The sequence below is a fragment of the Candidatus Magasanikbacteria bacterium genome (assembly GCA_021648085.1).
GTDB lineage: Bacteria > Patescibacteriota > Patescibacteriia > Magasanikbacterales > UBA922 > JAKITS01.
In genome coordinates, this window is the sequence record JAKITS010000001.1 from 258,926 (window position 1) to 275,778 (window position 16,853).

23 protein-coding genes are annotated in these 16,853 nt (G+C 31.5%); 19 read left to right on the forward strand and 4 right to left on the reverse strand.

Going from position 1 to position 16,853, the window contains the following annotated elements; translation table 11 throughout:
* Positions 1 to 29: 29 nt before the first annotated feature.
* Both L3J07_01235 and L3J07_01240 read right to left on the reverse strand, forming a co-directional pair.
* Positions 30 to 644: a hypothetical protein gene (locus L3J07_01235; protein ID MCF6276451.1), complete on the reverse strand. Its 615-nt coding sequence runs from the start codon at positions 642 to 644 to the stop codon at positions 30 to 32.
* On the reverse strand, positions 641 to 1,633 hold the full coding sequence (locus L3J07_01240; GenBank protein MCF6276452.1) for a YvcK family protein: 993 nt from the start codon (positions 1,631 to 1,633) through the stop codon (positions 641 to 643). Before L3J07_01240 ends, L3J07_01235 begins: the two co-directional genes overlap by 4 nt.
* Positions 1,634 to 1,771: 138 nt before the next feature.
* Between L3J07_01240 and L3J07_01245 the strand changes: the two genes are divergently transcribed.
* From L3J07_01245 to L3J07_01270, 6 genes are all read left to right on the forward strand, one after another.
* Positions 1,772 to 2,581 (forward strand): C39 family peptidase, encoded by an 810-nt coding sequence (locus L3J07_01245; GenBank protein MCF6276453.1) that lies wholly within the window; start codon positions 1,772 to 1,774, stop codon positions 2,579 to 2,581.
* 41 nt (positions 2,582 to 2,622) lie between these two features.
* Complete coding sequence (locus tag L3J07_01250) at positions 2,623 to 2,862, forward strand: glutaredoxin family protein (GenBank protein MCF6276454.1); 240 nt, start codon at positions 2,623 to 2,625, stop codon at positions 2,860 to 2,862.
* 58 nt (positions 2,863 to 2,920) lie between these two features.
* The gene (locus L3J07_01255; protein MCF6276455.1) at positions 2,921 to 3,502 is read left to right on the forward strand and encodes a ribonuclease H-like domain-containing protein; all 582 of its coding nucleotides are present in this window, start codon (positions 2,921 to 2,923) and stop codon (positions 3,500 to 3,502) included.
* A gap of 239 nt (positions 3,503 to 3,741) precedes the next feature.
* Positions 3,742 to 4,773, forward strand: coding sequence for a DUF2914 domain-containing protein (locus L3J07_01260; protein MCF6276456.1), 1,032 nt, complete (start codon positions 3,742 to 3,744; stop codon positions 4,771 to 4,773).
* A 10-nt stretch (positions 4,774 to 4,783) separates the two neighbouring features.
* Positions 4,784 to 5,356 carry a hypothetical protein gene (locus L3J07_01265; protein ID MCF6276457.1) on the forward strand — a complete coding sequence of 191 codons (573 nt, stop codon included), beginning with the start codon at positions 4,784 to 4,786 and terminating at the stop codon, positions 5,354 to 5,356.
* A gap of 74 nt (positions 5,357 to 5,430) precedes the next feature.
* Positions 5,431 to 5,757 (forward strand): hypothetical protein, encoded by a 327-nt coding sequence (locus L3J07_01270; protein ID MCF6276458.1) that lies wholly within the window; start codon positions 5,431 to 5,433, stop codon positions 5,755 to 5,757.
* A 271-nt stretch (positions 5,758 to 6,028) separates the two neighbouring features.
* Here the strand turns inward: L3J07_01270 and L3J07_01275 are convergent, their stop codons facing one another.
* On the reverse strand, positions 6,029 to 6,712 hold the full coding sequence (locus L3J07_01275) for an FAD-dependent oxidoreductase (protein ID MCF6276459.1): 684 nt from the start codon (positions 6,710 to 6,712) through the stop codon (positions 6,029 to 6,031).
* A 219-nt stretch (positions 6,713 to 6,931) separates the two neighbouring features.
* Between L3J07_01275 and L3J07_01280 the strand changes: the two genes are divergently transcribed.
* From L3J07_01280 to L3J07_01330, 11 genes are read left to right on the forward strand one after another with little or no spacing between them, the layout of a single operon-like run.
* Complete coding sequence (locus L3J07_01280) at positions 6,932 to 7,333, forward strand: Rrf2 family transcriptional regulator (protein ID MCF6276460.1); 402 nt, start codon at positions 6,932 to 6,934, stop codon at positions 7,331 to 7,333.
* Complete coding sequence (locus L3J07_01285) at positions 7,323 to 8,528, forward strand: cysteine desulfurase (protein MCF6276461.1); 1,206 nt, start codon at positions 7,323 to 7,325, stop codon at positions 8,526 to 8,528. Before L3J07_01280 ends, L3J07_01285 begins: the two co-directional genes overlap by 11 nt.
* A gap of 2 nt (positions 8,529 to 8,530) precedes the next feature.
* On the forward strand, positions 8,531 to 9,949 hold the full coding sequence (sufB, locus tag L3J07_01290) for a Fe-S cluster assembly protein SufB (GenBank protein MCF6276462.1): 1,419 nt from the start codon (positions 8,531 to 8,533) through the stop codon (positions 9,947 to 9,949).
* 21 nt (positions 9,950 to 9,970) lie between these two features.
* Positions 9,971 to 10,657, forward strand: coding sequence for a SufD family Fe-S cluster assembly protein (locus L3J07_01295; protein MCF6276463.1), 687 nt, complete (start codon positions 9,971 to 9,973; stop codon positions 10,655 to 10,657).
* Positions 10,654 to 11,847, forward strand: coding sequence for a SufS family cysteine desulfurase (locus L3J07_01300; protein MCF6276464.1), 1,194 nt, complete (start codon positions 10,654 to 10,656; stop codon positions 11,845 to 11,847). The genes L3J07_01295 and L3J07_01300 overlap by 4 nt, the downstream gene beginning before the upstream one ends.
* Position 11,848: 1 nt before the next feature.
* Entirely contained in the window at positions 11,849 to 12,214 is a 366-nt protein-coding gene (locus L3J07_01305) for an SUF system NifU family Fe-S cluster assembly protein (GenBank protein ID MCF6276465.1), read from the forward strand.
* Between the two features lie 2 nt (positions 12,215 to 12,216).
* On the forward strand, positions 12,217 to 12,948 hold the full coding sequence (sufC, locus tag L3J07_01310; protein MCF6276466.1) for a Fe-S cluster assembly ATPase SufC: 732 nt from the start codon (positions 12,217 to 12,219) through the stop codon (positions 12,946 to 12,948).
* Positions 12,938 to 13,225, forward strand: a complete 288-nt coding sequence (locus L3J07_01315; GenBank protein MCF6276467.1) for a metal-sulfur cluster assembly factor — start codon at positions 12,938 to 12,940, stop codon at positions 13,223 to 13,225. Before sufC ends, L3J07_01315 begins: the two co-directional genes overlap by 11 nt.
* Positions 13,226 to 13,238: 13 nt before the next feature.
* A complete protein-coding gene (locus L3J07_01320; GenBank protein MCF6276468.1) occupies positions 13,239 to 13,514 on the forward strand; it encodes an NAD(P)H-dependent oxidoreductase subunit E in 276 nt (91 codons plus the stop codon).
* A 5-nt stretch (positions 13,515 to 13,519) separates the two neighbouring features.
* Positions 13,520 to 13,780: a ferredoxin gene (locus L3J07_01325; protein ID MCF6276469.1), complete on the forward strand. Its 261-nt coding sequence runs from the start codon at positions 13,520 to 13,522 to the stop codon at positions 13,778 to 13,780.
* A gap of 43 nt (positions 13,781 to 13,823) precedes the next feature.
* Entirely contained in the window at positions 13,824 to 14,054 is a 231-nt protein-coding gene (locus tag L3J07_01330) for a hypothetical protein (GenBank protein MCF6276470.1), read from the forward strand.
* Between the two features lie 45 nt (positions 14,055 to 14,099).
* On the opposite strand, the gene L3J07_01335 is transcribed toward L3J07_01330, so the two are convergent.
* Entirely contained in the window at positions 14,100 to 14,348 is a 249-nt protein-coding gene (locus L3J07_01335) for a hypothetical protein (GenBank protein ID MCF6276471.1), read from the reverse strand.
* A gap of 161 nt (positions 14,349 to 14,509) precedes the next feature.
* On the opposite strand from L3J07_01335, the gene L3J07_01340 reads away from it, so the two are divergent.
* Entirely contained in the window at positions 14,510 to 15,277 is a 768-nt protein-coding gene (locus L3J07_01340; GenBank protein ID MCF6276472.1) for a WecB/TagA/CpsF family glycosyltransferase, read from the forward strand.
* Positions 15,264 to 16,733 (forward strand): glutamate--tRNA ligase, encoded by a 1,470-nt coding sequence (gene gltX / locus L3J07_01345; protein MCF6276473.1) that lies wholly within the window; start codon positions 15,264 to 15,266, stop codon positions 16,731 to 16,733. Before L3J07_01340 ends, gltX begins: the two co-directional genes overlap by 14 nt.
* Positions 16,734 to 16,853: the final 120 nt, after the last annotated feature.

Genomic DNA, 16,853 nt, shown 5'->3' on the forward strand with positions numbered 1-16,853 from the left:
CTAGACTTATAAAGTCTAGAGTTTTTTTATTAAAAATTTAATTCATCTAAACTTTTTATTTCTAAATGTTTATATTTTAGTTTTTCGGTGGAATTTTTGCGGTTTAGCCAGATTGTAATTATTTCATTTTCAGAATATCCAGCATCTCGTACAGCATCTAATTCTAAAAAGGAATTGTCAATAAAAATAAGTGGACCATTTTTTTCTCTTTCGAACTTTAAATTTTCTATAAAAGATTTTATTGAGTTTATTTTTGGGAATTTTTCAGAGAATAAAAATAAATCTGGTGTAATTCCTACAGCTCTTATTTTTTCAATTTGGTATTTTGGATCACCAAAAGTAAACAAAACAAATGAAAAGTTTTTGTTTTTTATAAATTCTGCGTCTGTATAAAGAGTTAAATTTTCTTTTAGCCACTTTTGCATTTCTTTTAAAACCTTTTCTTTTTCTAAATTATCAAAAGAGTTTATAAATTTTTCAAAATTAAAAGCATTACTTTTAGTTTTTTTATAATTTTCTTCTATAGTTTCTTTTGAAATTCCTTTTTTAAGAAAAATATCCCACAAACCTTTTTTGTTATCTCTAAAAGTTGTGAGCGTGCCATCAAAGTCGAATAAGATACAACTATTTTTTGGTAAAATCATAAAACTGAAAAGATTAGTTTTGCCAATTTTTCTGGGCTGTGACGAACCAAACTTCTTTTTAAATTATCTCCTTCTTGTAAATTTATACTAATCGGACTTAATAAATCAGTTCCAAAAAATTTTGTTTTAGATCTAAGTTTTCTTTTTTTAAGCCTTTCCAAATTTATTGAAACTGTTTCCTGACCATCTTCTTTGTAAATTTTTGTTAGGTTTTCTAGTGGTTTTGCTGTGTTGAATAATACAAAATCAAAAGTATCTTTTAAATATTTTTCTATTTCTTCTGTCAAATTTACAATAGAAAAATTATTTGTATGCCCAGGCTTATTCATTAGATTACAAATAAACATTTTTGGATTTTTATTTTTTTGAATTACTTTAGAAATTCCTTGAATAAGTAAATTTGGTAATAGACTTGTATAAACATCTCCAGGTCCGATAATTATTAAATCCGCATTTTCTATTGCTTTTATAGCTTTTGAGTTTGCATTTGCTGAGTTTTTTAGATAAATTTTTTCTAATCCTGTTAGGTTTCCTGTATCAATTGTATGTTCTCCCTCCAAAACCATTCCATTTTCTAACTTTGCCATAAGAGTTATGTCTTCTAAAGTGACTGGAATTACCCTTCCTTTTATATTCAAAATTTCACCTGCTTTTTCTATGGCTTTGTCAAAACTCCCTGTCACTTGCTCCAATGCAGAAATTAATATATTTCCAAAATTATGACCCTTTAAAGAGCCGTTTGTAAAGCGATGGTTCACTAACTTGTTTATAAAAGCATCTGAAGTAGATAGGGCAACTAGACATTGACGAACATCTCCGGGAGGTAAAACTCCCAACTCACTTCTCAAAGTCCCCGTAGACCCGCCGTCGTCTGCCATCGACACTATGGCGGTTAAATTTACATTATAATTGCGAAGACCACTCAAAACAGTAAAAGTTCCGGTTCCACCTCCTATTACTACAATTTCTTTTTTTGCATTACTTATCATAAACTTCTTTTTAATGATATACTAATAGTATTATAAATTTACTTAAGGGGCAATGTTTTTATGAAAAAAAGTTCATTTTTTCTATATTTCTTTTTGGTTTGTGGTTTATTTATTATTCTTTTTTTATCATTTTTTTATGTGAAATATAGTAGGTTGCCAAAGCCAATTACAAAAACAGTAGATGAGATAGTTTCAACTACAAAAAGTATATTCCCTGCAAGCAATAAGGTAGAAGTAGAAGAATCACCAAAAGAAGAATGGTTTAAAGAAAAAAAGGAAGAACCTGTTGTGGAAGAAAAAAGTATAATTAAAAAAATAGTTGAAATAGTGATTCCACCAAAAATAGACATAGAAGCAACGCCAATGAAGGTGAATCACAATGTACCGTTTACATCGCAAGCTCCATTTGCACAATGGGACGATAGTAGATATCAGGATGGTTGTGAAGAGGCAAGCGTGTTAATGGCTTTGAGGTGGGCAAATGATGAGAATTTGAGTAAAGAACAAGCCACAAAAGAGATAGCAGAAATGTCTGCTTGGGAAATGGAACAGTGGGGTAGTTTTCATGATAGCTCTACGGCAGACACAAAAAGGCTATTAACAGAATATTATAATTATCCAAATGTAGAATTATTTTATGACATTACGATAAATGATATTAAAAAATATTTGGCCGACGGAAAGGTGGTTATTATTCCTTCTGACGGAAGACTTTTGAATAATCCATATTTTGTAGCTCCTGGGCCAGAGATTCATATGCTTGTAATTCGTGGGTATGATGAGAAAAAAAGTGAGTTTATCACCAATGATCCTGGTACAAAGCGTGGTGAAGAGTTTAGATATTCGTATAGCACTATTATGAGCTCATTGAGAGATTACAAAACAGGATCTCACGAGACTCCGCTTGCACAAAAAATAACTGCAATTTTAGTTGTTTCAAAAAAATAAAAGTGATATAATTTAAAAACTAAGTATTAATATATAAAACTATGAAAGTTTTGGTTTACAGTACGCCGACATGTCCTTATTGCCACAAGGCAAAAGATTACTTAAAAGAAAAAGGAGTAGAGTTTGAAGATATAAATGTGGCAGAGGATAGCGAAAAAGCAGAAGAAATGCAAAAGAAATCTGGTCAGCTTGGAGTGCCAGTCTTAGATATTGGCGGAGAGATTTTGGTAGGTTTTGATAAGACTCAAATTGATGAAGCTTTGGAAAAGGCAAAGAAATAGTTTTTTGTAATCAATTGAAGAGGTGTCTTTGGATGCCTTTTCTTTTATCTAAATATTTATGGCAAGAGAAGTAGTATTCGACATAGAAACCACAGGAGACATTAGGAATTTTGCAGAATTAGAGATGACCGTTATTTCTATTTGTGAAATCGAAACAGGAAAATATTCATCTTATACAAAAGAGGAGCTGACAAATTTGTGGCCAATTTTGGAAAAAGCTGAGAGGTTGATTGGTTATAACAGTGAATCTTTTGATATTCCAATTTTGAATAAATATTATGCTGGAGATTTGAAAGGTTTTCCACATTTGGATTTGTTGAAAGTTATAAAAGAATCTTGTGGAAAAAGGTATAGGCTTAATGATATTGCAAAAGCCACATTGCAGATAGAAAAGAGCGCAGACGGATTGCAAGCTATGAAATGGTGGGATGAAGGAAAAATAGATGAGATAAAAAAATATTGTGAACAGGATGTAAAAGTGACAAAGGAAATTTATGAGTATGGTGTAAAAAATAAAATGCTTTATTACCCAACTATTACAGGTGACATATTACCAATCGCAGTAAATTTTGAAATGCCAGTTAGTCAAACTTCTGTAGGTGGAGTGGGTAATTCTATAAATTTGACTCTTCCATTGTAAAAATATGAAAGCAGAAAATATAGAAAGGATAATTAAAATTATTTTTAGAGTAATGGTGGTTGTAATAGTAATTATTGGTGGAATATATATTTGGAGTCAAATGTAAACTACTTAAATAAAATAAAAATGGTATAATAGACTTACTTAAAAAGTAAGTTTATTTGTTTGTGATAAAAAAACTAAAACAATCTAAATATTTTAAGAAACTGCAAAGTCTACAGAAAAAGTATGAGCGATTTATGTTGCCGGCTTTTTTGCTTGGTGGTGTTATTATGGATGCTATTACTTTTAGGACTATTCAGCTAAATGTAGTTTTTATAATACTTGGTGTTTATATTGTCTTGGCAGGGTTTGCGATAGCTTTTATGAATTATTACGATAGTAGTGGTTTGGAATATAGAACTATTTATTGGAGTTATCTACGGCTTTATGTGCCACTCCTTATCCAATTTACTTTTGGTGCACTGCTTAGTGCTTCACTTATATTTTATTGGTTTAGTGGGGCTTTTTCTGCGAGCTGGCCATTTGTCTTGGTTATCGCTGGGCTTATGGTGTCCAACGATATTTTTAGAAAATATTATTTGAAGCCTATTGTACAAATTGGCGTTTACTTTTTTATACTTTTTTCAATTTCGGTTTTATTTTTATCTTTTTTATTAAATACTGTAAGCGCTTGGCCTTTTGTACTTGGTGGTTTTGTAAGTTTAGGTTTAATTTCCTTATATATTTATTTGCTTTCCAGGATTGTGCCAAGTATAAAAAGAAAGAAAGCTTATTTTGTACTTGTGATTGCAGTTATTTTTTCTGGAATGTATTTTTTGTACTTTGCAAACATAATTCCACCAATTCCACTTGCATTACGTGAAGCAGGGGTTTATCATAGTATAGAGAGAAAAGCAGGAAAATATATACTTATATCTGAAGTAGAAAACTTTTTTGATAAAATAATTCCTGGGCAAACGGTACATATAAAAGAAGGTGAAAAAGTTTATGTGTATTCTGCAATTTTTGCTCCGTCCGATCTTGAGGCAAAGATTTATCACAGTTGGCAATATCATAATGGGAATGAGTGGATTGATAGAGATAGGGTTGGTTTTTCTATTGTTGGTGGGCGAGACAATGGTTTTCGTGGTTATTCATTTAAGACTAATCCTAATGCTGGAAGCTGGCGAGTTTTGGTAGAAACAGAGCGCGGACAAGTTGTAGGGCGAGTTAAGTTTGAGGTTGAAAAAGTGGAAGAAAAAGTAGATTTAATAAAGGTTATAAAATAATAAGTATTATATGAAAAAAAGACTTATAACTTGGGGAATTATAATTGTTACTATTTTTGCGGTTATTTGGCTTGCAAAAAGTCCTACAAATGAGGAAATAAATGAGGCTGCAGAGACTTTTCAATCTAGTCTTGTGGAGATTGGGATAGAAGAAGTTGGACAACCAATTGAAGGTTTTGATGCTTACATGCTTCTGCATGCATTTCCAGGACTTTTTGAGGCAGATTTTGGTGGTGTAAAGTCTTTGGAGGGTGTATATGAATATAAAGATGGGGAATTGCTATACAAAAGGACTGCAGGCCAGCCTGTGACTTCTGCAGAGCAAACTGTTTCAAACGAAGGTTATGAGAAATTATTGGAAAATGTAAGTGAGAGATTGGACATAAAAATAGATGGCGATAAATCAGCAAAGGAATTGGTGGAAGAGTTGTTGAAAAGAGAAGAAGCAAAAGGTGGTATTTTCTTGGATGGAAGTTTTATTACAAATTTTGAGGAATGCGCTAATGCGGGAAATTCAATCATGGAAAGTTATCCTAGGCAATGCAGGTCAGAAGATGGAAATTTGTTTGTAGAGGAAATTTAAATAAATATTTTTAAACTAATTTTATTGTGATATACTTGACTTAATTAAAAAAAAGCTAGTATCATTTATTTAATATGAGTTTAATCAAAAAAACTAAAGATCAAATTTTAAAATTAATTTTGGGCGATTTAGTACCAAGAGAACTTTTAGAATTGCACGATTATTTCAGGCTTTATAATAATATAGCTTTTGATTTTAAGAAAGGAAAAAATGGTGAGCAAATTGCGATAAGTAATAATTTTCGTTATGGCTCTATCATAACTTCTGGAAAAAATGTAAAAGAACTAGATAAAAATATAAAAGATGCGATTCTTACTTCTTTTGGAGTTCCATCTTCATATAAAAAAGAAACTAAAGTTTATAAGGTGGGTAAACGTAGTAAGGAATATGCCCTCGCTTAGTGAACTACCAAAAAAAATAAAAGAAGAAAATTTATCAAGGCATTAAATCGTTTTGGTTTTATTATAGATAAAAAAGGTGGAAATGGTAGTCATTTTAAAATTACTTGGAAAAATCAAAAATCTTTCACTATTCCAAAAAGATTAGAAAAAGATGTTTTATATTATATTCTTCAAGAAATTGAAAATATAAGTTGTGTAACTTGGGATCAAATAAAAAATAAATTATAAAATAAAAAAGAGAGTTGAATATTCAACTCTCTTTTTTTTGTTTCTAAAAAATTTCAAAGTGGATTTGAGAGTTTTCTATATTATTTTTAATTAGAGTTTGGCGGATTTCGGAGACCATAGCCTGATTTCCGCACATAAAGTATTTGTAGCTTGATGATGGGTGATTGAAGTAAAGTGTGACGCGTCCTTGCATACCACTCCAATTTTCACTTGGCTGAGAAAGTGTCAGCATATATGTAAAGTTTGAATATCCTTTTTCTAGATTTTCTATTTCTTCTTGCCAAATAATATTGTTTTCAGAGCGAAATCCCAAAAGTAAGTGGATTTTATTTTTATTCCCCTTATTTTTCAGTTGATCTTTAATAATGGACATTGTTGGTGCAAGTCCAGTTCCGGTTGCTACAAAAAATAGTGAATTACCACTTTCTTCCTCAGAAAATCTTCCTATAGCCCCTTTCATTTTTATAATATCTCCACTTTTTAAATTCCTTAGATATTCAGAAGCAATTCCGTCTTTTATCAATTTTACACAAAAAAGTAAAGTTCCATCATTTGGACTAGAAGCTATAGAATAAGAGCGTAAAACTTCTTTTTCTGCGGTTGGAACTATAAATTGTAAAAATTGTCCAGCATTAAAACTAAAGTCTGTTGGCTTTTCTGTTTCTATAGAAATCGTATTTTTGGCGATTTCTTTTGTATTTATAATTTTACTCTCAAAAGTTTGCATATTTGGTTGACAAAAGTGGATTATTGTTATATCATACTAATTCAGTATGAGATAAGAGATTATCTTTAAACACGCTTTCGTTAGCGAAATTTCTAAATTTTGAACGAGACGAAAAGAAAAAATCTTTGCCCTGCGTAGTATCGGAAATATTTTTTCTTGAAGTCGCAGTCAAAATTTAAAGATTTGGGTAGAAATGGTGTTTAGTGATAATCTCTAATTATGATAAAACTTAGCAAGGAATTAGACTATACAATTCAATTTCTAATAGCGCTGTCTCGCCAAGAAGAAAATGCGCCTCTTAGTGTTCGCAAGTTCTCTAAAAACACTACCATATCTTTCCTTTTTTTACAACGAATTGCTGGCAAATTGCGTGAAGCCGAAATTGTAAAATCTACAAAAGGTGTGAATGGAGGATATGTTTTGTTAAAACAGTTGAACGAATTGACTTTGAAAGACATATCAGAAATCATAGACGGCGAACAAAGTATTGTAGAATGTTTTAAGTATAACAGAAATTGCAAAATGGTGGCAGAGTGCCAAACAATTAGCGTGTTTCAAAAAATAAATATAGATATTTTAAATTATTTATCTAGTGTAACTATAGACAAATATGTTGCCTAAAAAACCAAAAAATAAGCAGAATGTCTATTTGGACAATGCTGCGACAACTAGAATAGATAGAAATATTGCAAAAATAATGAATTCTTTTATAGAGGATAATTTTGCAAACCCTTCTTCTATTTATACCGCTGGCGTAAAAGCAAAAGAAACTTTAAATGGTGCGCGTGAACTTATTGCAGAAAATCTAAAGACAAACAAAAATAATATAATTTTTACAGGAAGTGGAACAGAGTCAAATAATTTGGCGATTTTTGGAGTTGTTCGCAAGAATTTTAAAAAAGGTGAAATTATTACAACAGAAACAGAACATCACTCAGTTTTGGAACCAATCAAAAAGTTGGAGGAAATTGGATTTAAAATAAAATATTTGCCGGTAGATGAAAATGGTTTGGTAAATGTAAAAGATTTGAAAAAAGCATTGAACAAAAATACAGCTTTGGTTTCTGTAATGTATGCAAATAATGAGATTGGAACTGTTCAACCAATTGCAGAAATTGGCAAAGCGATTTTGAGATTTAGAAAACAGAATAAAGATTCAAAAGTTATATTTCACACCGATGCTTGTCAAGCTGTAGGAGCTTTAGAATTGGCGGTAGAGCGACTGCATGTGGATTTGATGACTATGAATGGGAGTAAGATTTACGGGCCAAAAGGAGTCGGAATTTTGTATAAGAAAAAAGGTTTAGAGTTGGAACCTTTAATTTATGGTGGAAAGCAGGAAATGGGTTTGAGAGCGGGAACAGAAAATACAGCAGGAATAGTTGGAATTGCACTTGCACTAGATTCTGCAAATAAAAATAAAGAAAAAAATAATAAGAAAATTGAAAAAGTAAGAGATTATTTTTGGAAAGAAATAAAATTGAAAAGTGAAAATATAAAATTAAATGGTGTAGAATTTGGAGAAAAAAGATTAGTAAATAATTTGAATGTTTCTTTTGAAGGATTAAGTGGAGAAAGTCTGATGTTTTATTTGGATCAGTACGGAGTTAGTTGCTCAACAGGTTCAGCTTGTACTTCAGAAACAGAAGAATTGTCTCATGTTTTGAGAGTGTGTGGATACTCAAAAGAAAGAAATTTGGCAAGTGTTAGGTTTAGTCTTGGGAAAAATACGACAAAAAAAGAAATAGATTATGTGATGAAGTTTTTGCCAGGAATTGTGGAAAATTTAAGAGAAGTAGAGAAAATACAGAAATAAGTATGAATGTAGCAGAGCAGAAAATTCTAGATGGATTGAAAAAGAACCGTGAGCTTTATGATAAAGCTGATGGTGATTTTTCTCTTTTCAAAACAAAACCGGGAATTACACGCGGGGTGGTTTTGGAAATTTCAAAACAAAAAGATGAGCCAGAATGGATGCTAGAAAAAAGGCTGAAAGCGTATGATTTGTTTGTGAAAAAAGAAATGCCAAAATGGGGGCCAAACTTGAGTGATTTAAATTTGGATGAAATAGTTTATTATACAAAACCAGATGCAGAGGAATCTGTAAATTGGGAGGATGTGCCAGAAGAAATAAAAAAAACCTTTGATAGATTGGGAATTCCAGAAGCCGAGAAAAAATCTTTGGCCGGAGCTGGTGCACAATATGATTCTGGAATTATTTATCATAATATTCAGGAGAGTTTAAAAAAGCAGGGAGTGGTTTTTGAAAACATGGATACGGCTGTAAAAAAATATCCAGAGTTGGTGAAAAAGCATTTTATGAATCAGTGTGTTCCTATAAACGATCACAAATTTGCAATGCTTCACGCGGCTGTTTGGTCTGGTGGAACTTTTATTTATATTCCAAAAAATGTAAAAGTGACATTGCCACTTCAGGCGTATTTTCGTATGAACGCAATGGCAGGCGGACAGTTTGAACACACTTTGATAATTGCAGACGAGGGAAGCGAGGTTCAATATATAGAAGGGTGTTCGGCTCCACGCTACGCTGTAAATTCTTTGCATGCTGGTTGTGTGGAAATTTTTGTTGGAAAAGGTGCACGCGTTCGTTATTATTCTATAGAAAACTGGTCAAAAAATACTTATAATTTAAATACAAAAAGAGCGTTGGTAGATGAAGATGGGGTGATAGAATGGATAAATGGAAATTTGGGTTCTGGTGTGACGATGCTTTATCCTTGTTCTGTTTTGCGTGGCAAAAATTCGTGCTCAGATAGTTTGGGAATTGCGTTTGCTGGAAATGGTCAAAATCAAGATGCTGGCACAAAAGTAATTCACGCAGCAGAAAATACAAAGTCAAACATAAAAGCAAAATCAATTTCTGTGGATGGTGGAATTTCTACTTATCGTGGAATGGTTTTTGTAAATAAAAAAGCAAAAAATTCTTCTGTTTCTGTAGAATGCGATGCACTTTTGATGGGGAAAAAATCTATTTCAAATACAATTCCAACAATGAAAATTCAAAATAAAGATGTAGATATAACACACGAAGCGCGTGCAGGAAAAATTGGCGAAGAAGAAATTTTTTATTTAATGAGTAAGGGTTTTTCTGAAGAGGAAGCTGTAAAATTGGTTGTGTCTGGTTTTATGGAACCAATTGTAAAAGCATTGCCACTTGAATATGCTTTGGAATTAAATAGATTGATTGAGTTGGAAATGGAAAATTCTGTGGGTTAGGTTTTTTAGCGATAAATTATTATGAACAAAACTTTAAATATAAAATCCAATAAAGAAATAAAAATAGATGTTTCTGAAATAAGGAATTTGAATATTGTGGTAGAAAAAAATGTAAAAGCACAGTGTATTTTGAATTTTGGTGGAAATTTTGACTTGAACAATAAAGTTGTTATTAAGGCTGGTGCAGAGCTGAAAATTTACAATATTTTTAATGGTGATAGCGGTAGAGAATCGCTAAGTTTAGAGCTAATTGGTGAAGGAGCTGTTGGAGAGGTGTATAGTGTTGGAAATTTGAAAAAAAAAGATAAATTTGAGCTAAATCACAATGCATTGCACACGGCTGATAAAACTAGTTCAAATATTTATTCTGCATTTGTGGTGGATGATAATTCACAGTTGAGTTTGAAAGAAGAAGTTTGTGTAAAGCATAATGCAGACAACTGCATAGGATCTCAAAAGGCAGAAATTTTGATGTTGAGTGAAAATGCAAAAGTCCAAGTCGCTCCAAATTTGAAAATTGAAAACGAAAATGTAAAGTGTTCGCATGGTGTGAGTATTACAAAATTCAATGAAGAAAAAAAGTTTTATTTAAATACAAAAGGTTTGAATGAAAAACAAGTTGAAGAAATTTTGGTTTCTGGACATTTGTCAAAAGCTATAAAAAATTTGAGTGAAGAAATGCAAAATACCATATTAAAAAATATATGAAATTAGGAAAAAACATAAAAAAAGATTTTAAAATTTTTGATTCTAGTGGTTTGGTCTATCTTGATAATGCGTCGACTGCGCAAATCCCAAATGTAGTGGTTGAAGAAATTTCAAAATTTTATAATGAAAAATCAAATGTTCATCGTGGTGCTTACAAACTAAGTGAAAATGCAAGCCAAAAATATGAAGATGCAAGAAAGGTTATTGCAGAGTTTTTGTCTGCAGAAAGCCAAGAAATCGTATTAATAAATGGAACCACATCAGGATTAAACATGCTTGCACAAATCCTTTGTAAAGACCTGAAAGTCGGTGATAACATTGTACTAACTAGATTGGAGCATCACGCAAATTTGATTCCTTGGCAGCAGATTTCAAAAGATAAAGGGTTTGAAATTAGGTTTATAGAGTTAAATGAAAAGCTAGAATTGGATTTGGAAAGTGCAAAAAAATTAATAAATAAAAAAACAAAGGTAGTTTCTTTTGCACATATTTCAAACGCACTTGGAGTAATAGCGCCAGCAAAAAAACTAATTGAAATTGCAAAAAAAGTTGGTGCAATAACAGTTTTAGATGGCGCGCAATCTACAGTTTCAATAGAAATAAATGTAAAAGATTTGGATTGTGACTTCTTTGTTTTTTCTGGTCACAAACTTTATGGACCAACTGGGATTGGTGTAATTTTTGGAAAAAAGGAGTTGCTGGAAAAATTGGAACCAGTAAATTTTGGTGGTGATATGATTTCAAAAGTTAGCTACGAGAATGCAGTTTGGAATGAAGTACCGTTTAAATTTGAAGCCGGCACTCCGCCAATTGCGCAAGTTATCGGGCTTGCAAAATCTATAAAATATCTACAAAATATTGGAATGAAGGCTATTTTGGAGCATGAACAAAATGTGTGTTCATATGCCATAAAAAGACTAAAAGAAATAGAAGGTTTAAAGATTTTGGGCGAGTACGCTGAGCGAATTTCTATAATTTCTTTTGTCATTGAGGGAGTACATCCGCACGACATCGCTAGTATATTGGATAGTCAAAATATTGCAGTTCGTGCTGGACATCATTGCACAATGCCGTTAATGAAACATTTGGGAATAAACGGTACAACTAGAATTTCATTTGGGATTTATAATAATGAGGAAGATGTAGATAAATTGGTAGAAGGTTTAAAAAAAGTAAAGGAATTATTTTAATATGAGCTTAATGCAAATGTACAAAGAAAATATCTTGTATCTTTATAAGAACCCGCTGAATAAAAAAGATTTGGCTGATTTTGATATTTGTGAAGAAGGATTAAATCCAATGTGTGGAGATGAGGTAAAAATAAAAATCAAATTTGAAAATGACAAAGTTTTTGATGTTGGATTTCTTGGAGATGGTTGTGCAATTTCGCAAGCCGCAACATCTTTAATTACAGATTTTATAAAAGGAAAAACAAAAGAAGAGATTTCAAAAATAACAGATGAAGATGTTTTGGAAATGTTAAACATAGAAATTAGTCATATGAGAATGAAGTGTGCAATGCTTGGAAAAAATACAATTCAAAAAATAATAAAATAGGTATGCAATTAGAAATAAAAAATTTAAAAGTTGAAGTTGAAGGAAGAGAGGTTTTGAAAGGGATTAATTTGGAAATAAAAGCTGGCGAAGTTCACGCAATTATGGGTCCAAACGGTTCTGGAAAATCTACTTTGAGTTTGGTTTTGGCAGGTCATCCAAAATATAAAATCACAGAGGGTGATATTTTGGTAGACGGAAAATCTATAAAAACTTTGACTCCAGACAAGCGAGCAAAACTTGGATTATTTTTATCTATGCAAAATTCTCCAGAAGTTGGCGGTGTGACGATTACAAATTTTTTGAGAATGGCAAAATCATCTTTGACAGGCGTTGCTCAAAACCCAATTAAATTTTATAGAAGTTTGCTAGAAAAAATGAAAGATTTAAATATGGATCCTGCTTTTGCAAGTCGTTATTTGAATGTCGGATTTTCTGGTGGAGAAAAAAAGAAAGCAGAAGTTTTGCAACTTGCAGTATTGAATCCAAAGTTTGCGATTTTGGATGAAACAGATTCTGGATTGGATGTGGACGCTTTAAAAATTGTATCAAATGGAATAAATAAATTTCACAACAAAGAAAATTCAGTTTTGTTGATTACACATTATAATAGAATTTTGGAATATGTAAAACCAGATTTTGTACATGTTTTAATGGGTGGAAAAATTATAAAATCTGGAGAAAGAAAATTAGCAAAAGAAGTTGAAAAAGAAGGTTATAAAAAATATGATAAATAAAGATCAAATAATTGAAAGGTTGGAAACTGTAATTGATCCAGAATTGAATATAGATATTTATACAATGGGTTTAATTTATGATATTCAAATTTTAAATGAAAAGGACGTAAAAGTGATAATGACTTTTACAACTCCAAGCTGTCCAGCAGGTCCAATGCTGATTGGAGAGGTTAAAAAAGAAATCAAAGTTTTAGGCTTTGAAAATGTAGAAGTGGAAATTACCTTTGATCCAATGTGGAAACCACCTGCAGAATTGCGTGCAGCTTTGGGAATTTAAATGTTTTTATTTTATGAAAAAAATCCGTATCTGTAATGGTATTTCTTGCAATAAAAATGGTGCAGAAAGAATAATGAGGAATTATGAGAAAAAATATAATTTGAAAGCTGGAGTACAAAATGGTAAAATAGACCTTGATTTTAAAGAATGTGGAGGTGACTGCTGTGGTCTTGTAAATATAAAAAAAGGAGATAAATATTTTTCTGTTTATAAAAGTGGAAAAGAAATGGAGAAAATAAATAAAGATTATAAAATAGATTTAAAAGATAATTTTTTAGGCGATATATAAATAATATGGAAGAACAAAAATTTGAAGCTACCAGAAAAACAGGTAAAATTTGTAAAATTGTAATTGATAAAGAAGGTTGTATTGGTGCTCGCTCTTGTGTGGTTGTAGCGCCAGAAATTTTTAAAATGAATGAAGAGAATATTGCATATATTATAAACCCAGATGCAAGTGATGATGATATTTTGAAAATGTCTGCAGAAGCTTGTCCAGTTTTGGCAGTTCATCTTTATGATGAGAATGGCAATAAAATATTTCCAAAAGAATAATTTTTGGTATATACTTATTTTCTGAATAAAATAGGAGGAAAAAGTGAAGATAAATATACCAAAAGTTCTTTTAACTTCGTCGTTAACCGTATTTTTTAGTTTGTGTTTTGGTGCTACACTTTATATATTTTTGGCATTAACTTTTCCAAAAGAACATTATTATGTCCCAATTACAAACTTTGAAATTTACGGTCTGTGTGTTGTAGCTTCTTTATGTGCTATTACAACTGGTTTTTTGATAGGTAGATATACTGCAGGTATAAAATTAAATTAGCTCATTTATTTGGGCTATTTTTTTTGAAATAAAAAAAGACAGTGTTTACTGCCTTTTTGGACTTCTACCTTGGATTTTTTCAAATTCTTCCAATAGTCTCTGCATACATAGAATTGATGTTGTTTGTATTTTTTTCATATTACCTGCAAGCGTTGCTTTTAAAATTTCAAAAGCAAGATTTTTTAATTCTTCTTCTAACTCCTTATTATCTTTTGTAACGCAGTCAAAAATTACTTGAATAGTTTCCTCATCAATTTCACAAAGTTCATCAGAACCTAAAGTGGTTTCACTCATTTTCTCCTCCAAGGTTAGGTTGTTAAGGATCTGCTAAAACTTTACTATATTTTGCGTAAAAAGTCAATGTAATTGTGTTTAATTTAAAATTCTCAAAAAATACTGGAAAAAATTGGCTAATAATGATAAGTTATAAGAGCTTGTTTTGAAAAAAGAATTATATGTACAAGTATTTTTTGGGAGTAAGATTGGACAAGTTGACTAGGAGAATGGCTGGAAAAAAAATTCAGGTTTTTTTGGATGGAAATTCGCAGTATAAAATTTACACGCCAAATCCAGAGATGTTGGTGAAAGCTCATGGCGATAAAGGTTTTAGAGAGATTTTGAACAAAGCAGATCTTAATATTTGCGATGGAAAAGGAATTTCTATTTGCTCTTTTGGGGCTATGCAAAGTATTCCCGGTGTGGATTTTATGTTGGACATTTGTAAAATTATAGAAAAGAAAGATGTAAAAGTTTTTTTGCTGGGAAGCGATGATGCAAAAGTTGTCAGAAAAACAGCGCTGAACTTAACAAAAGTTTTTCCAAAATTGGCAATTTCAGATTTTCACGAAGGTCCACAAGTAATAGAAAACAAAGATGGAAGTTTGTGGGTTGAGGAGACTGTAAATAATTTGGTTTTGGAAAGAATTAGAAGAAGTAAGGCAGATGTTTTGTTTGTGGCATTTGGGCACGGAAAGCAGGAAAAGTGGATAGAAAGATATTTGAAAGAATTGCCAAATGTAAAAATAGTAATGGGTGTGGGTGGAGCTTTTGATTTTATAAGTGGAAGTGTGGAGCGAGCGCCAGAAATTATGCAGAGCTTTGGTTTGGAATGGTTGTGGAGACTCAAAAATAATCCAAAAAGATGGAAAAGAATTTGGAATGCCGTGATTGTTTTTCCTTATTTATATATTACACAATTTAATGAAAATTATGATAAAAACTAGATTTGCGCCAAGTCCGACAGGATTTTTGCATGTGGGTGGTTTGAGGACTGCACTTTTTGCGTATTTGTTTGCCAGGAAAAACAATGGTAAATTTTTGCTTCGAATTGAAGATACAGATCGCGGTAGACTTGTGGAAGGTGGAGTTGAAAATATATTGAATTCTTTGCTTTGGGCTGGAATAAAACCAGACGAAGGGGTGAGTTTTGATGAAGATAAAAATATTGTACAAATAGGAAGTTTGGGTAAATATGTTCAGTCTGAAAGATTGGAAATTTATCATAAATATGTGGATGAATTGTTGGAAAAAGGAAGTGTATACAAATGTTTTTGTAGTACAGAGAGATTGGCAGAATTGAGAAAAACTCAGCAAGAAAATAGATTACCAACTGGTTATGACGGATGTTGCAAAAAATTATCAGAAGAAGATGTAAATTCAAAAGTGGAGGCAGGTCAAAAGTTTGTGGTAAGAATGAAAATGCCAGACGCAGGAATTACAAAATTTACAGATTTGGTGCGTGGAGAAATAGAATTTAAAAATGAACTCATAGATGATCAGGTTGTTTTGAAGTCAGATGGTTTCCCGACTTACCATTTGGCAGTTGTGGTGGACGACCATTTGATGGAAATTACACACATTTTTCGTGGAGAAGAGTGGCTTTCTTCAACTCCAAAACATATAGTTTTGTATGAAATGTTTGGTTGGAAAGTTCCACAGTTTGCACATTTATCACTTTTGGTAAATGAAAAAAAACAAAAACTTTCCAAACGCCACGGTGATGTTTCTGTGACAGATTTCAAAGAAGTAGGATATTTGCCGGAAGCTTTGGTAAACTTTGTTTCATTTTTGGGTTGGAATCCTGGTGATGAGCGTGAAATTTTTAGTTTATTAGAATTAGAACAAGAATTTTCTGTTGAGAAAATTTCTAAGGCGGCAGCAGTATTTAATCGTGAGAAACTAGATTGGTACAATTCTCAATATATAAAAAATTTAAGTAATGAAGAGTTATTAGAAAATGCAGATCCATTTTTGGTAAATGCAAATTTGAAGAGTTCGGATTTAGAATTTTTGCTAAAAGCTGTGAGTTTGGAAAAGGATAGAGTATCAACACTAAAAGAAATTCCAGAAGCAGTTGCATTTTTGTTTGCAGAAACTTTGGATTATGATGCAGGCTTGTTAACTTGGAAAAAAAGCACAAAAGAAGATGCAAAAGAAAAATTACAAGAAGTTGTAAAGTTTTTTGAGACTTTGGAGAGTGAATATTGGACAACTGAAACTTTAGAGGAAAAAACAAAAGCTTGGATAGGTGAAAAAGGCTACGGAGTGGGGGACGTACTTTGGCCTGTGAGAGTTGCACTTTCTGGCAAGAAAAATTCACCAAGCCCATTTGAAATTGCAAATGTGTTGGGTAAAGAAAAAACAGTACAAAGGATTTCTGAAGCCATAAATAAAATTTAATATAAATCTCAGATTCTCAGTCAAACTAAAAATAACAGATGGAATAATAAGTTAGTCTTTGTTTTAACTATTTAAGATTGGTTATATATATTTTACGATGTTAAGTTTAATATAACATTT

Bases quoted from the DNA above. Each gene is read 5' to 3' on its own strand.
- L3J07_01235 (MCF6276451.1), bottom strand. From the start codon at position 644: ATGATTTTACCAAAAAATAGTTGTATCTTATTCGACTTTGATGGCACG.
- L3J07_01240 (MCF6276452.1), bottom strand. From the start codon at position 1,633: ATGATAAGTAATGCAAAAAAAGAAATTGTAGTAATAGGAGGTGGAACC.
- L3J07_01250 (MCF6276454.1), top strand. From the start codon at position 2,623: ATGAAAGTTTTGGTTTACAGTACGCCGACATGTCCTTATTGCCACAAG.
- L3J07_01255 (MCF6276455.1), top strand. From the start codon at position 2,921: ATGGCAAGAGAAGTAGTATTCGACATAGAAACCACAGGAGACATTAGG.
- L3J07_01260 (MCF6276456.1), top strand. From the start codon at position 3,742: ATGTTGCCGGCTTTTTTGCTTGGTGGTGTTATTATGGATGCTATTACT.
- L3J07_01265 (MCF6276457.1), top strand. From the start codon at position 4,784: ATGAAAAAAAGACTTATAACTTGGGGAATTATAATTGTTACTATTTTT.
- L3J07_01270 (MCF6276458.1), top strand. From the start codon at position 5,431: ATGAGTTTAATCAAAAAAACTAAAGATCAAATTTTAAAATTAATTTTG.
- L3J07_01275 (MCF6276459.1), bottom strand. From the start codon at position 6,712: ATGCAAACTTTTGAGAGTAAAATTATAAATACAAAAGAAATCGCCAAA.
- L3J07_01280 (MCF6276460.1), top strand. From the start codon at position 6,932: ATGATAAAACTTAGCAAGGAATTAGACTATACAATTCAATTTCTAATA.
- L3J07_01285 (MCF6276461.1), top strand. From the start codon at position 7,323: ATGTTGCCTAAAAAACCAAAAAATAAGCAGAATGTCTATTTGGACAAT.
- sufB (MCF6276462.1), top strand. From the start codon at position 8,531: ATGAATGTAGCAGAGCAGAAAATTCTAGATGGATTGAAAAAGAACCGT.
- L3J07_01295 (MCF6276463.1), top strand. From the start codon at position 9,971: ATGAACAAAACTTTAAATATAAAATCCAATAAAGAAATAAAAATAGAT.
- L3J07_01300 (MCF6276464.1), top strand. From the start codon at position 10,654: ATGAAATTAGGAAAAAACATAAAAAAAGATTTTAAAATTTTTGATTCT.
- L3J07_01305 (MCF6276465.1), top strand. From the start codon at position 11,849: ATGAGCTTAATGCAAATGTACAAAGAAAATATCTTGTATCTTTATAAG.
- sufC (MCF6276466.1), top strand. From the start codon at position 12,217: ATGCAATTAGAAATAAAAAATTTAAAAGTTGAAGTTGAAGGAAGAGAG.
- L3J07_01315 (MCF6276467.1), top strand. From the start codon at position 12,938: ATGATAAATAAAGATCAAATAATTGAAAGGTTGGAAACTGTAATTGAT.
- L3J07_01320 (MCF6276468.1), top strand. From the start codon at position 13,239: ATGAAAAAAATCCGTATCTGTAATGGTATTTCTTGCAATAAAAATGGT.
- L3J07_01325 (MCF6276469.1), top strand. From the start codon at position 13,520: ATGGAAGAACAAAAATTTGAAGCTACCAGAAAAACAGGTAAAATTTGT.
- L3J07_01335 (MCF6276471.1), bottom strand. From the start codon at position 14,348: ATGAGTGAAACCACTTTAGGTTCTGATGAACTTTGTGAAATTGATGAG.
- L3J07_01340 (MCF6276472.1), top strand. From the start codon at position 14,510: ATGTACAAGTATTTTTTGGGAGTAAGATTGGACAAGTTGACTAGGAGA.
- gltX (MCF6276473.1), top strand. From the start codon at position 15,264: ATGATAAAAACTAGATTTGCGCCAAGTCCGACAGGATTTTTGCATGTG.